Origin of the sequence: Hyphomicrobium sp. (assembly GCF_003987855.1) — a bacterium.
Taxonomy (GTDB): Bacteria; Pseudomonadota; Alphaproteobacteria; order Rhizobiales; family Hyphomicrobiaceae; genus Hyphomicrobium_B.
The window spans coordinates 159,736-173,943 of the sequence record NZ_RXIZ01000006.1 but is presented as its reverse complement, the minus strand read 5'-3'; the positions used below and the strand labels follow the sequence as shown (position 1 = coordinate 173,943).

At 60.7% G+C, this 14,208-nt stretch carries 15 protein-coding genes; 13 read left to right on the top strand and 2 right to left on the bottom strand.

Annotated elements, in window-relative coordinates; genetic code table 11:
* The 6 genes from EKK30_RS05275 to EKK30_RS05250 form a co-directional block, all read left to right on the top strand.
* The coding region (locus tag EKK30_RS05275; protein WP_290981316.1) for an NrsF family protein at positions 1–262 on the top strand (262 nt) is incomplete at its 5' end.
* A gap of 128 nt (positions 263–390) precedes the next feature.
* Positions 391–750, top strand: a complete 360-nt coding sequence (locus tag EKK30_RS05270; RefSeq protein ID WP_290981313.1) for a hypothetical protein — start codon at positions 391–393, stop codon at positions 748–750.
* Positions 751–859: 109 nt separating this feature from the next.
* Positions 860–1,255: a FixH family protein gene (locus tag EKK30_RS05265; protein WP_290981310.1), complete on the top strand. Its 396-nt coding sequence runs from the start codon at positions 860–862 to the stop codon at positions 1,253–1,255.
* Entirely contained in the window at positions 1,252–2,730 is a 1,479-nt protein-coding gene (locus EKK30_RS05260) for an efflux RND transporter periplasmic adaptor subunit (protein ID WP_290981308.1), read from the top strand. Before EKK30_RS05265 ends, EKK30_RS05260 begins: the two co-directional genes overlap by 4 nt.
* Positions 2,727–5,882, top strand: a complete 3,156-nt coding sequence (locus EKK30_RS05255; protein WP_290981305.1) for a CusA/CzcA family heavy metal efflux RND transporter — start codon at positions 2,727–2,729, stop codon at positions 5,880–5,882. Before EKK30_RS05260 ends, EKK30_RS05255 begins: the two co-directional genes overlap by 4 nt.
* Positions 5,883–5,895: 13 nt before the next feature.
* Entirely contained in the window at positions 5,896–6,021 is a 126-nt protein-coding gene (locus EKK30_RS05250; RefSeq protein WP_290981302.1) for a hypothetical protein, read from the top strand.
* 34 nt (positions 6,022–6,055) lie between these two features.
* On the opposite strand, the gene EKK30_RS05245 is transcribed toward EKK30_RS05250, so the two are convergent.
* Positions 6,056–6,388: a hypothetical protein gene (locus EKK30_RS05245; RefSeq protein ID WP_290981299.1), complete on the bottom strand. Its 333-nt coding sequence runs from the start codon at positions 6,386–6,388 to the stop codon at positions 6,056–6,058.
* 187 nt (positions 6,389–6,575) lie between these two features.
* Between EKK30_RS05245 and EKK30_RS05240 the strand changes: the two genes are divergently transcribed.
* The 5 genes from EKK30_RS05240 to EKK30_RS05220 all read left to right on the top strand — a co-directional run bounded on the left by EKK30_RS05240 (position 6,576) and on the right by EKK30_RS05220 (position 9,619).
* Complete coding sequence (locus EKK30_RS05240) at positions 6,576–6,809, top strand: hypothetical protein (RefSeq protein WP_290981296.1); 234 nt, start codon at positions 6,576–6,578, stop codon at positions 6,807–6,809.
* A 204-nt stretch (positions 6,810–7,013) separates the two neighbouring features.
* Positions 7,014–7,913 (top strand): cytochrome b/b6 domain-containing protein, encoded by a 900-nt coding sequence (locus tag EKK30_RS05235; protein WP_290981293.1) that lies wholly within the window; start codon positions 7,014–7,016, stop codon positions 7,911–7,913.
* A complete protein-coding gene (locus EKK30_RS05230; RefSeq protein WP_290981291.1) occupies positions 7,913–8,707 on the top strand; it encodes a molybdopterin-binding protein in 795 nt (264 codons plus the stop codon). The genes EKK30_RS05235 and EKK30_RS05230 overlap by 1 nt, the downstream gene beginning before the upstream one ends.
* A gap of 117 nt (positions 8,708–8,824) precedes the next feature.
* Complete coding sequence (locus EKK30_RS05225; RefSeq protein ID WP_290981288.1) at positions 8,825–9,100, top strand: hypothetical protein; 276 nt, start codon at positions 8,825–8,827, stop codon at positions 9,098–9,100.
* A 300-nt stretch (positions 9,101–9,400) separates the two neighbouring features.
* Positions 9,401–9,619, top strand: coding sequence for a copper-binding protein (locus tag EKK30_RS05220; protein WP_290981285.1), 219 nt, complete (start codon positions 9,401–9,403; stop codon positions 9,617–9,619).
* A gap of 452 nt (positions 9,620–10,071) precedes the next feature.
* On the opposite strand, the gene EKK30_RS05215 is transcribed toward EKK30_RS05220, so the two are convergent.
* Complete coding sequence (locus EKK30_RS05215; protein ID WP_290981282.1) at positions 10,072–11,382, bottom strand: hypothetical protein; 1,311 nt, start codon at positions 11,380–11,382, stop codon at positions 10,072–10,074.
* 239 nt (positions 11,383–11,621) lie between these two features.
* Here EKK30_RS05215 and EKK30_RS05210 point away from each other — a divergent pair, with 239 nt between their 5' ends.
* Together EKK30_RS05210 and EKK30_RS05205 are read left to right on the top strand one after the other, a co-directional pair.
* Entirely contained in the window at positions 11,622–11,963 is a 342-nt protein-coding gene (locus EKK30_RS05210; RefSeq protein WP_290981279.1) for a hypothetical protein, read from the top strand.
* 103 nt (positions 11,964–12,066) lie between these two features.
* Entirely contained in the window at positions 12,067–14,037 is a 1,971-nt protein-coding gene (locus tag EKK30_RS05205; RefSeq protein ID WP_290981276.1) for a DUF4396 domain-containing protein, read from the top strand.
* Positions 14,038–14,208: the final 171 nt, after the last annotated feature.

Here is a 14,208-nt window from a genome sequence, read left to right as displayed (position 1 = left end):
GGCGGCATCTTTGATCTGCATTCCTTTGTTTGCGCTCGCGCCTTTTGTGTCTCTCGTTTGGGCAATGCGTAAGGAAGCACCAACCGATTTGAGGCGGACAGGCGCGATCATTGGCCTCGTCGCCGGGTCATTGGGAGCGGCGGCCTTCGCCCTCCACCATCCCGGCGGTTCTGTTCTGTTCATCACCTTGTGGTATGGCGGAGCCATCCTAATTTGCGCCGCCATCGGCGCGTTACTCGGACCGCGGCTTTTGCGCTGGTGACCGTGTGGCAGGCGCGAATTCGCGACAAGGCCGTCTTCTGAGGGCATTGTCATTACGGTTTGTTCACTGGCGATCAACGTCGCGGCGGCTAGGTTGCAGCGCAGTGTAGGATGTGGCAGTCTGATTCCGTGGGAAACCGTCTACTCCAGCGCTGGCTTGTGGTCCTCGGCATGGTCGCCATGTTCGGGGCACTGATCAGTATGCCGTTGGCTTCGACGTATGCGCTCGCCATGGCGGGCGCAAAAACCACGGCAACGACGATGAGCGAGATGCCGTGCCACAATCCCGCGAAACACTGCCCGGACTGTCCCCAGAAAGTTTGCCCGGAGATGGGCAATTGCCTGGTCAAGTCCTTCCAGCCACTACCCCAGCCAATCGCCGAAGCGCGGCTGCAGCGGGATGTCATCGGCAAGCGCATGATGCCGACTCTTTCGTCGGTCACCGCCAGTTTCCTGACACCTCCACTCCTTCGACCTCCGATCGTCTGAACCACGCCCACCGGGCGTGACGAAGCACAGCTGCGGCTGATGCCGCGGCAACGCAACGCGCGTGGCCGTGGTGGCCTGCGCCGGTTCACGACAACAGGAGATTTTCAACATGCAACGTTCCTCATTGCGTGCGGCTGCCGTCGGCGTCGCACTCCTCATGGGTATGGCCGGCTCGGCCCTTGCCGACACGAAGGACTACGAGTTCCAGCTTCTCGATAAAGAGGTGAAGCCGGGCGCGGCGGTGATTTCGGTGAAGCTCGTGCATAAGCCTTCGGGCCGCGCCATTGGTGACGCCGTGATCTTTGCCAAGCGCATCGACATGGGTCCCGAAGCGATGGAAGGCATGACGGCGCCTCTGGAGGCAGTGACCTCCACCGAGCCCGGCGTCTATCGCTTCAAGACCGACCTCGGCATGGAAGGCAAATGGGCCTTGTCGCTTGGCGCCAAGGTGCAGGGCGAGACCGGCACGGTCGAGAACAAACTCATCGTCAAGGCTGTCCAATGAGCGCCCTCATCAAGGGGATGGTGACCGTCGCGGCCGTTATGGCTGCGGCGGGAGCCGGGTTGTGGGCTGGCCAGACCGGCCTGCTCAAGCTTCCGATGACCCCCGCGGAGGCCATGACCGAAGAGCACCCCGAAGCCACCGGGCCGGTCATCTATTACCGCGACCCCAGCGGCAAGCCGTTTTATTCGCTGAATCCGCGGAACACCGACGGCGGGCGAGCGTACGTAGCCGTCCGCGCCAGCGAGGACGTCTCGTTCGATCCGAAGCCCAAGACGGAACCGGTAGCGCAGGCCGCCGCACCAACGGGCGAAAAGAAGATCAAGTTCTACCGCAACCCGATGGGACTGCCGGATACGTCGCCGACGCCGAAGAAAGACTCGATGGGGATGGACTACATCCCGGTCTATGAAGGCGAGGATAGCGACGACGGCTCCATCAAGGTCTCACCGGGCAAGATCCAGCGCACCGGAGTCGAAACCGTCACCGTCGGCAAGCATCCGATCACCCGCACCATTCAGGCGCCGGGCACGATTGCGATTGACGAGCGCCGCGTCGCGGTGGTGGCGCCGAAGTTCGACGGCTACGTGGTCAAGGTGGGCGACGTCACCACCGGCACGCATATCAAACAGGGCGACGTGCTGGCGACGGTGTTCGGCCAGGCGATCCTCGATCAGGCGGCCCGCCTGCTCATCGAACAGAATTCCGGTTGGACGCGTGGCGATGAAGCGTCTTCTCCGCCCGGCCTCAAAGGCCCCGGCGGCGTGGTCGGCGCCAGCCGCCGCCTGCAAAACCTTGGCGTGACGCAAGAGTTCATCGACCAGGTCAAGCGCGACCGCGACGTGCCCGACACCTTCACCATCCGCGCCCCCATCAGCGGCGCCGTGCTGGAACGCAACTGGAGCGACGGCCAGGGCTTCAAGGCTGGCGACGTCGGCTTCCGCATCGCCGACCATACCATGGTGTGGATGATGGCGAACGTGGCCGAGGGTGACATCGCCGCTGTGAAGCCGGGAGAGCGCGTGAAGGTTACGACGCGCGCCTATCCCGGCCGCGTGTTCGAGGGCCGGGTAACCGTGGTCTATCCCCACCTGATGAAGGAGACACGCTCCGCCCAGGTCCGCGTCGAGCTGCCGAACCCTGACATGGCGCTGCTGCCGGATATGTATGGCAATGTCGAGATCGCCACCGGCGGAAATGCCGACGCCCTCGCCGTCCCCGCCAGCGCGGTGATCGACAGCGGCAGCCGGCAGGTGGTGCTACTGGACCTCGGCAATGGACGGTATGAGCCCCGCGACGTCAAACTCGGCAGAACGGGTGACGGATTTCGCGAGGTCCTGAGCGGCCTTTCCGAAGGCGACAAGGTCGTGGTCAACGGCAACTTCCTCATCGACGCCGAAAGCAACCTGCAATCGGCGCTGAAGGGCTTTGATGCGCCATCGCCAACGACGCCATCGAACACGGAGGCCAGCCAATGATCGCCCGCCTCATCGCCTGGTCGGCGAAAAACCTGATGCTGGTGTTCATCGCCACCGCCTTCGCGGTGGTGGCAGGCGTGTGGGCAGTGAAGACCTTGCCGCTGGATGCCATCCCCGACCTCTCGGACACACAGGTCATCGTGTATACGGAGTTCCCAGGCCAGTCGCCGCAGGTGGTGGAAGACCAGGTCACCTATCCGCTGACCACCGCGATGCTGACAGTGCCGCGCTCGAAGGTGGTGCGCGGGTTCTCGTTCTTTGGCGTGTCGTTCGTCTACATCATCTTCGAGGACGGCACCGATATTTACTGGGCGCGCTCGCGTGTCCTTGAATACCTGAGCGCCGCCGCCAAGCGCTTGCCCGCCGGCGTGACGCCGACGCTCGGCCCCGACGCCAGCGGCGTCGGCTGGGTCTACCAATACGCGGTGCAGGGCAAGAACAAATCCCTCGCGGACCTGCGCTCACTGCAGGATTGGGAAATCCGCTTTGGGCTGTCCAAGGCCGAAGGCGTGGCCGAGGTCGCCAGCGTCGGCGGCTTCGTCAAGCAATACAATGTCATCGTTGACCCCAGCCGCCTGCGCGCGCTGAACATTCCGCTGTCGAAGATCCGCGACGTCATTCGCGGCAACAACATGGACGTCGGCGGGCGCACGCTGGAGCTGTCCGAACACGAGTTCATGGTGCGCGGCCGCGGCTACCTGCGGAGCATCGACGACCTCAACAACATCATGGTCAAGTCCGACGGCGGCACGCCCGTGCTGCTCAAGGACGTGGCCCACGTCGAAATCGCCGGGGATGAGCGGCGCGGTATCGCCGAGCTGAACGGCGAAGGCGAAGTGGCGAGCGGCATTGCCTTGCAGCGCTCCGGCGCCAACGCGCTGACCGTCATTGACAACGTCAAGGACCGGCTGAAGGAGATTGCCCCGTCGCTGCCCGCCGGGACTGAGGTGGTTCCGGTCTACGATCGATCGCAATTGATCACGCGCGCCATCGAGACCTTGAAGCACACGCTGTTCGAGGAAAGCGTCGTGGTGGCGCTGGTGTGCATTATCTTCCTGCTGCACTTCCGCAGCGCCTTGGTCGCCATCCTGATGCTGCCGGTCGGAATCCTGATGGCGTTCACCGCGATGAAGCTTCTCGGCCTCGGCTCTAACATCATGAGCCTTGGCGGCATCGCCATCGCCATCGGCGCCATGATCGACGCCGCCATCGTGATGATCGAGAACGCCCACAAACACCTCGAGCGCGCGCCGCCGGGGAAACCCCGTACCGAAATCCTCATCGAAGCGGCGGCGGAGGTTGGCCCGGCGCTGTTCTTCTCGCTGCTGGTCATCACGGTATCGTTCCTGCCGATCTTCACGCTGGAATCGCAGGAGGGGCGGCTGTTCGGGCCGTTGGCCTTCACTAAGACCTTCTCGATGGCGGCTGCCGCCATCCTGTCAGTAACGCTGGTGCCGGCGTTGATGATCCTCTTCGTGCGCGGCCACATCATCCCGGAAGCGAAGAACCCGCTCAACCGCGCGCTCATCGCCATCTACCGGCCGGTCATCCGCGGCGTGCTCAAGGCGAAGACACTCACCATCGTCCTCGCTATGGCGGTCCTCGCGGTGTCGGTCTGGCCGGCGACGCAGGTCGGTAGCGAGTTTATGCCCAACTTGAACGAGGGCACGCTCCTCTTCATGCCGACGACATTGCCGGGGGTGTCGATCACCAAGTCGGCCGAGCTGTTGCAGACCCAGGACCGCATCATCAAGTCGTTCCCCGAGGTTGCCTCCGTCTACGGCAAGGCCGGGCGCGCGCAGACCGCCACCGACCCGGCGCCGACCGAGATGTTCGAGACCGTCGTCAATCTCAAGCCTAAGGACGAATGGCGGCCGGGCGTTACGACCGACAGCCTGATCGCGGAAATGGACAAGGCGTTGCAGTTCCCCGGCGTCTCGAATGCCTGGACGATGCCGATCAAGGCGCGCATCGACATGCTGTCGACCGGCATCCGCACGCCGGTGGGCGTTAAGGTGATCGGCACGGACCTGACCCAGATGGATCAGGTCGCCCGCCAGGTTGAAACCGTCCTCAAAACCGTCCCAGGCACCTCCAGCGCCTATGCCGAGCGGGTGATGGGCGGCTACTACCTCGAAATCCTGCCCAACCGGGAGCAACTGGCCCGTTATGGCCTGATGATCTCCGACTTGCAGGATGTCATCTCGATGGCGCTTGGCGCCGAGCCCCTGACCACCACCGTCGAAGGGCGTGAACGGTATACGGTCGCGCTGCGCTATCCACGTGATCTCCGGTCAGATCCGCAAGCGATCGCCAAAGACGTGGTGGTGTCGCTGCCGAGCGGCGGAACGGTGCCGCTGGGCGAGGTCGCCGACATCAAGCTGACCCAGGGCCCCACCACCATCCGCACCGAGAACGCCAAGCTCGCGACCTACGTGTACGTGGACATCCGCGGCCGCGACCTCGGGGGCTACGTGGCCGCCGCGCGCAAAGCGGTTGATGAGCAGGTGAAGATGCCGCCGGGGACCTACCTCGTGTGGAGCGGCCAGTTCGAATACCTCGAACGCGCCGAGGCCCGCATGCAGCTGGTGGTGCCGGTGACGCTGATGATCATCTTCCTGCTGCTGTTCCTCAATTTCCGGCGGCTCACCGAAACCCTCATCGTCATGCTGTCGCTGCCGTTCGCGCTGGTCGGCGGCTTCTGGCTGATGTGGTGGCTCGGGTTCAACATGTCGGTCGCGGTGGCGGTCGGGTTCATCGCGCTGGCAGGCGTTGCCGCCGAGACCGGCGTGGTGATGCTGATCTACCTCGACCACGCGTCGCGGGAGGTTCAGGCCGAGTGCATTCTCGAGGGGCGGCCCTTCTCGCGCGCCGACCTCTACCACGCCATCATGGTCGGCGCGGTGGAGCGCGTCAGGCCGAAGATGATGACGGTGGTCGCCATCATGGCGGGGCTGCTTCCCATCATGTGGAGCACCGGGACAGGCTCGGAGGTGATGCAGCGCATCGCCGTGCCGATGATCGGCGGCATGGTGTCGTCCACGCTGCTGACGCTGATTGTCATCCCCGCGATCTACGGGCTGGTGAAGGGCTGGCGTCTGCCGGCCAAGGAGCCGTCGCGGGTCCACCGACTCGAGGCAACGCATTCGTGAAAGAGGACCGGCGATGATGGGCAACGGCATGGGAGGCATGATGTGGGGGATGGACCTTCTCGGTCTACTCGTGCTCGCCGCGCTGGTGCTCGGGATCGCGGCGTTGCTGAAATACCTGTTCTCGCGCAAGTCGCCGTAGGTCCATCACCGCGGTCCAATCGGCTTACTTGAGCTCACGGGGCCAAGGCCCAACGTACGAAAAAGAGAAATGCACGGGTTGCCATGAAGAGGTTTCGGACGCTGATCATTCTGTTGCTCTCCGTGGCCTCGGCCTTCGCGCCGGTGGCGAGCGTCGCCATGGCGAAACCGTGCACGATGATCGCGGAAATGAAAGCGGCCAATCCCACAGATTGCCCGTGCCACAACGCGATGAAGGATTGCGGGTCGCTGCCGCAATGCCGGACCGCCGCCGGTTGCGCCAGCCAGTGCTTCTCGGCGGGGGCGTATCTTCCGCCGGTCAACCAACAACCGACATCGGGGCATAACCGGGTGCCAATCGCGGACAACACGCGCCTCACGTCCCTCTCGATCAAGCCTCCCGCGCCGCCGCCTCGAGCGTAGCCGCGCGTTGCACCTCCCGGTGCCGCGCGCTCGGGACACTTTTTAAAACCAGCGGCTGCATGCCGGGCTGACTCTGCGGAGCGCTCGCGGGAAGCCGTCATCCAAAATCTTCAATTCAAAGGACTATAAACCATGAAGACCATCTCGAAAGCCGCTGTTGCGGTCGTCGCCCTCGTTGCCGGTTCGCTTGCTAGCCAGGCCAACGCGGAAACGATCGTGAGCTATAGGGGAAAAAGCGCTGTGCCGTACACCTACACGGTGCAGCCGGAACAGCGGAAGGTCGCTGCGCGGCAGGTGCATTACCGGCACGCGGTTAAGCACGCCGTTGATGTGACGACGGCAAGCAAGGCGGACGTCGCCCACTAAGTTAAATGCTCGGATGCGCCGGTCCATTCCGGCCGGCGCATCTTCATTCCGCTGGTTACTGCGCCGGATTGAATCGGGATGGGTGCCGACGCGCGCACACCTGAACATACATGTTGATCTTGTCGCAGTAACAGACCGTACTGAACTTCCGAATGGCCGGTGGTGACCGAGCCGCGATCGCGTCAGCCAAGGGATTAGCACGCCATGCCCACAGTGGAATTACAGTCATCCGGTAGCGATGTCGCGGATGAGATTGGCAAGGCTCCCGCGCCTCACGCCGAGCTCATTTACCGCCACCGTGCTCCTGTCCGCCTGACGCATTGGATCAACGTCCTTTGCATCCTGTTTCTTCTGGGAAGCGGTCTCAATATCTTCAATGCGCATCCGAGACTCTATTGGGGCAAGTCCGGCGCCGATGCGGACCACGCCTTCTTCTCGCTTGGCGCGGTCACGGGTGAAAGCGGCCCGCGCGGCATCACCCAGATCGGCCCTTGGCAATTCGACACGACCGGTGTGCTCGGCTGGTCCAAGGCGTATGGCGAGTATCAGGCGCGCGGCTGGCCGGACTGGCTCACCATTCCTTCTTTCCAGGATCTCGCCGACGCGCGGCATTGGCATTTCCTTTTTGCCTGGCTGCTCGTGCTCAACGGTCTGCTCTATCTCGGGTACAGCATTTATGCGCGCCACCTGCAGAGAGACGTCTGGCCGACCCTTGACGACCTGAGGGGCATCCCGCGTTCGGTGCTCGATCACCTCAGGCTGCGGCACCCGACAGGTGAAGCCGCAAAACGCTACAACGTGCTTCAACGGCTTGCCTACCTCGGCGTGATTATCTTGATCTCGCTGATGGTGCTCACCGGGCTGAGCATGTCTCCCGGGTTCAACGCGGTCTTTCCGCAGCTGCTCGATATTTTTGGCGGCCGGCAATCGGCGCGCAGCATCCATTTCATATCCGCCTCGCTCATCGTGCTGTTTGTCATTGTCCACGTCGTGGAAGTGATGCTGGCGGGGCCTTTCAACGAAATCCGATCGATGCTGACGGGCTATTACCGGATTCACCGTGAAAACCCCGCCGCCGATATGCGCGAAGAGGAGAAGGTGTGATGGCGGACGCTCGGATCATCACGCGGCGCGCGGCAATCGTCGCCGGGTTTGGCGCGGCCGGTTACCTCGTGGCGAACACCAACGCCCTCACGCTCAATCCTGCGATGGCCAAGATCTTCGAGGCCGTGGAGGATTGGACACGGATCTCTCAGCGAGCGCTTCTGAATGCCGACAGGCTGGCGCCGGAATATCGCCCTTCCGACATCTCTCCCGTGTTCAAGGCGAACGGCACGCTCAACCCCAACACGGATGTCTATAACGCCCACGCCGCCGCGAATTTCAGCGATTGGCGGTTGAACATTACCGGTCTCGTGAGCAACCCGATGTCGCTCTCGCTGGCCGACATCCGGCGCTTGCCAGCAAGGACCCAAATCACCAAGCACGACTGCGTCGAGGGGTGGACCGCGATCGGCATGTGGACCGGCGTCCAGCTCGGGCTCCTGCTGAAGGCCGCTGGGATGAGCCCGCAGGCGCGGTACGTGGTCTTCCACTGCGCCGACAATCTCTCCGGCGAGCCGGCAAAAGGTGGCGAGCAAAGCCCGGGGCAATACTACGAGAGCATCGATCTCAAGGACGCCTTCCATCCGCAAACGCTGATTGCTTACGCGCTCAACGGCAATCCGCTCGACGTGCCGCACGGCGCGCCGCTCCGGCTGCGGGTCGAGCGGCAGCTTGGTTACAAGCACGCCAAGTACATCCAGAGCATTCAGGTCACCGATAGCTTCGCGAACATCGCGGGGGGAAGAGGCGGCTACTGGGAGGACCGCGGCTACGAATGGTACGCGGGAATCTAGGGCAAGCGGAACCGATCAGCAGGCCGATGAACAGACACGCGGCGAAGCCGCACCGAAACTTCACATCAGTGAAGCACCCCACCGCAATAGTGCGGTCATCAAAACGCGAGGTAAGTTATGAAGACATTATCGAAAGTAGCAGTGGTCGCCGCTTTGTTGAGCATCGTCTCGGCCGCGGATGCCTTCGCCCAGTCGGCGACAAGCGGCAGCATGTCCACCGGCACCAGCACGTCTTCGGGCAGCATGTCCAATGGCGCCGCGACGAGCGGCTCGATGTCTACCGGCACCCACGACAAGATGCAAAACGATGCGGCTCAAGCCCACGGCAGCATGACCAACGGCAGCATGTCGAGTGCCCCGACGTCCGGCGGCGCGATGACCAACGGCCATTGAGCGAGCCAGACAGCAAATGACACGCACCGGTTACCCGCCGATCGTAGCCGGTGCGCCCCTCCAAGCCGCTTCTCCAACTCGGGGGGCAAGACCTTGTAGGCGGTGCTATTGCCCACGTTGAGTGCAGCAGGTCCTACTTTGTTTGCGATGGCTTCCCCCGAAACCGAAAGCGAACGGGCAAACTGTAGCGGTACTGGACAGGCCAAAATTGGCTCATCGCGCCGTGCATGTGAAAGCGCTGAATCCCGTCAACCGTTAAGGAGTTACCCGGTGCGCCGGTCGGACTTAAGGTCAGGCCGGATGACCTTGCCGACGATCAACGGTGAAGTGAAGAAAATCGATGAGTCCGCCGGCAAGATGACGATCAAGCACGACGCCATCACCAATCTCGACATGGGCGCCATGACAATGGTGTTCAAAGCCAATGACCCGGCGATGCTGAAAGAGGTCAAGCCCGGCGACAAGATCAAGTTCAGCGCCGACAAGGTCAAAGGTCAGATTACGGTCATGATGGTTTAGAAGGCCAAGTGACCGGGCGCGGGCGGCCCTCGTACCCCCGTCGGCCGTCCGCGATTCGTACAACTTTCAAACGGGCTGTTTCAGCGATCAGGATTAACGATGCAACCGACGCGAACAACAAAAGCGTCTACGCGTCTGAGAGCGGTAGCGCTCGCGATAACCGGCTTCGGGGCAAGTTCGATCGGCTCCGTGGCCTTTCCAATCTTGCCGATGGGCGCGCCCACCAAAACGGTATTGGTGTTCGTCAGATCGACAATCGCTCCTATCGGCACTGTCACAACGAAAGGCGATTGGCCGAATGCTACAAGAGCAAATTTGGTCAGCCGGATGCCCCAAACGCGGGGAGGCGAGCGAAATACGATCGGAACGCTCCTGGGGACGGCAGTACGCGGCATGAGCATGTCACTTGCGTAACGGCGGACCACCATGATCCGATACAGTAGCAGCCGACATTAGGGCTCGGCCCTCATACAGGCAGGCTGTTGCGATCCATTACCGACAAAGACCGGCGCGAACCCGCCGCCTGGTGTTCGGAAGTTGGTAGTTTGTCCCTCGTAGATACGTGCCGCGATCAATTGAACCCTGCCTGAGTAGGTATAATTCCGCAGGTCCACTTTCATGCTCTGAATTTGGCCATCTATTAGAATTGTCCGGGTGCTCGGAGGCACAATCGCCTGGGCCACGTAATCTGAATTCAAAATCTCGTTCCATACCTTACGGGTGACTTTGTCGCCACGGTAGGCTGCTTTGCCGCCGAAGCCAGAACTCGGCTTGAAGAACAGCGTGTTGCGTCGACTCCACAATTCGTCAGCGTCGCCGAGCTTTACCAACTCAGTGCGTGGAATGCCGTTACGAAGCGTCGCTATCAATTCCTCCGCGATGCCCCACCTTCGGAGGACTTTCTCGTCGGTAAGAATGGCCAGGTTCTTCTTGTTGGCAAACAGAGCGTGCGCGCGCGGATTGGGTGTTACGACCACTTCGCCCGTTAGATAGGCATCCCGAAGCACCCGGCTTTCCGGCCCGGCCAAGGCGAAATCTGTGAGGCGGTTGTAGACGAGATCGACACGCTGCGCGGCGTGCCACAACGCTCCATCGCGGCGCGACAACGCGTCCGGAGTCGAAATGAGTGCCGTTAGGCCGTGGGCCTCAAACATTCTCTGAAACAGGACGAATTCCGGATAGAGATATTGCTCTCTTGGAGATTGATCAACGATCGCGATCGATTGCAGTTGGCTGGTTCGGCCTTGAAGGCGCCATTCACTTTCAAAGCTGGATGTAAACTGGTCTAGAAGCGCGCCCAGATCAAAAAGAGTGGCAGCTGAGGCTGCCGTCTGATTGCAACAGGCCCGCTGAGCCTGCAACAGGTATGCATTGATGAGAGCTCCACCGGCATTGCTGTTAATTTCTATAAGTTTCGGCCCATCTGCGCCCAAATGGAAATCGTAACCCATGTAGACCCCGACGGGTCCAGGACGGAAGGCCGCGATCTCTGGCGCGTAGTCCAAGACAGCGGACTGGTAGGATGGAAGACCGGCAACCGTCTCAATGCTGTTTATGATCATCTGCATTTGTTCAGCGTGAGCAGGTGATAAGAACAACGGCTGCGCCGCAAGCAAATAGGGGCGCGTCTCTTCAAGCTCGCGGAAAAATGCGGGATCGTTGATAACTCCTTCGGTTGCTTGCCGCAGCGCCGCAATATCAAGCGTTTCGCAGGTACAGTCGGTATTGAGCTGTTCGATATTGTGCGGCACTTCTACGGTCACGCTCGCTCCTTCAGTGCAATCGATAAATGTGGGGGCGGCTATTGTTTGAGCAATACACCGAGCCGGTCACGCCAATGAGAGAGAAAGTACCATCAAATCAACGACAATCCTAAGAAGACCTTCTGGCCGCAGCAACAGCGGGCCACGCGGATCGAGCTTGAGTAGATTCCGAATGTGACTCACTCCTTGCCGTGAGTCTAAATGGTCTGAGCAAATTGTTACTCCTCGGGAGGTAGATCGTGTCGAATACCAATGACGCTGCTAGTGAGGGTAACGAGGGTGGCGAAAAGCCCCTTGGCCCCGAAGAATTCTTAATATTCGGCGACCTGCGATATGGATTTATGCAGCCGACAAATGCCGAGTTGGCGCTTGTTCGCATTCGCTTGATCGCGCTGGAAAACTTGGTGATCGCTTTGCTCGCTGAAGCATCTCCTCGGCAGCTCGAGGTCGTTCGCGAAATGGCAGCTTACATTTCCCCAAGGCCTGGCTTCACCCATCATCCTCTGACGAGCCAAGCGGCCGTACACATGCTTGAGCTTGCTCAAAGAGCCAGCCACTTTGGGATGAAGGCACCTTCGTGAACGCACGGGCGCCAGCATCAGGGAAGATACAAACAACGCCGAACGACAAACCCTCCATCGTGATCCGCCAGAAAAGCACAGTCCGAACCAGGAAAAACGTCTGATGCTGATTCAACCGATCGACATTTTCGTCTACGCTTGGCTGATCGTGGCCTTGTTATCGGCCGCCTATGTGGCTTGGGACCAGTTCAATGGAAATCCCGAACCCGCCGTAATGAAGTGGGGATTTGTCCTTACAACGCTCTATATGGGCCCCATCGGCCTGTTGCTGTACGTAATGGCTGACAAAGAACCCCAGCCGGGCGGCCACGAAGAATTCATCAAGCCGCTTTGGAAACAGGGAGTGGGGTCCACGGTCCACTGCGTCGCCGGCGATGCCACGGGTATTGTGGTTGCGGCCGTCATTACCGCCTTGGTCGGGTTGCCGATGTGGGTGGATTTGATCGTCGAATACACCGCCGGATTCCTATTTGGATTGTTGATCTTTCAGGCGCTTTTTATGCGCAAAATTATGGGGGGCAGTTACGCTGACAACGTTCGCCGCAGCTTCCTGCCCGAACTGATCTCAATGAACTGCATGATGGCCGGAATGGCGCCAGTCATGATTTATCTCATGATGGGGCGTGACATGCGCGCAATGTGGCCTGGAGAGCCACTGTTCTGGGTGGTAATGTCGCTCGGGATTGTTGCCGGTTTCGCTGTCGCCTATCCAGTCAACGTGTGGATGGTCTCGCGCGGAATGAAGCACGGCCTCATGACCGTGCGCGAAGACGCTCACGCCGGACATTATGAAAAACCGCTAAGCGATGCCGGCGGCATGCACCCTGACATGCAAATGGCAGAGCCATCGGCGGTGAGCACGCAGCCACACGATCGAGCCCCGCAAGGACAGACCCCCATGGTTGCGGCCAAGCACACAAATCACCCGATGGGAAGTCCTATGCAGCACATGCAGAATGGCGCGACGCGGCCCCAGTTGGTCGCCGTCACCGGGTTCTCATTGTTGATGTTGCTCGCGGGGATGACTTTGCCATCAGCCTTCTTCAATTTGAGACTGACCGCCGAAGAAGTCGGCGGGGCCATCATGCCGCCGGGCATGATTATGACCCAGGAAACCTCGGCCGCCGCGATGCTCGACATGGCGGCCGTCGACCCGCGACAGGTCACAGCAAGTTACGGCCTGGACCGACAAGGGGCGCAAACGTTGGCGCCTCGCATCGAAAACGGCGTCAAAATCTTTGATCTGGAAACCTCTGTCATCCGCTGGCAGATACTGCCTTCGATCTCCGTTAATGCCTACGCTTACAACGGCCAAGTACCGGGTCCCACATTGCGCTTTCGCCGAGGCGATCGCGTGCGGATCAACGTGACCAACCGGCTGCCGGATTCGACGACCGTGCACTGGCACGGATTGATTTTGCCCAACGTAATGGATGGCCCCGCTAAAATTACGCAAGCGCCAATCGAAAACGGCCAAAGCTACAGTTACGAATTTACTGCCGTGCAGTCGGGCACTTATTTTTATCATTCGCACGATCACGTCGACCGACAGCAAGCGTTAGGGCTGTATGGCGCGCTGATTATCGATCCGGCAAATTCTGCAGACGAGATTGCTGCGGACCACGATTACACGATCCAGTTACAGGAGTGGCTGGTGCGGGACGGCCTGACGTACCCGGCAATGCCGATGGAAGGCGGCATGCCGAACTACTTCACCATCAATGGTCGGGCCTTCCCTTTGACCGATACGATCAAGATGAAGGTCGGCGAAACTGTGAAAATTCGCTTTATCGGCTCTAGCAGCGGTTTCATCCATCCCATGCACATCCACGGCGGTCCGTTTCTGGTGGTCGCTCGCGACGGCGAGACCCTCGCGCCGGCGGCCCGTTTTAAGGCCGACAGCATCAATGTCGGTCCCGGGCAACGCTACGATGTGATCTGGACAGCGCTCAAGGCTGGCAAATGGATGATCCACTGCCACATCTCGCACCACACAACCAACAACAACGCTGAGCAGCAGGGCGGCGGTGGCTTGATGATGGATATCGACGTGGCGGGCGATCCAAAAATTTGAAACTGATCTGCAGGGATGACGTTAAATTTTATTCGAATTCGTAGCCGGCGGTCAGGCGGACGATAGCATCTTCGCTGCCCTTCGTGAGGCCGAAAGCTCCGCCGATTCCCGCGTGAATACGATTTTCGAATTCGGCCTGTAGATTGACGCCAGCGTACTGCTGCGTCTTAT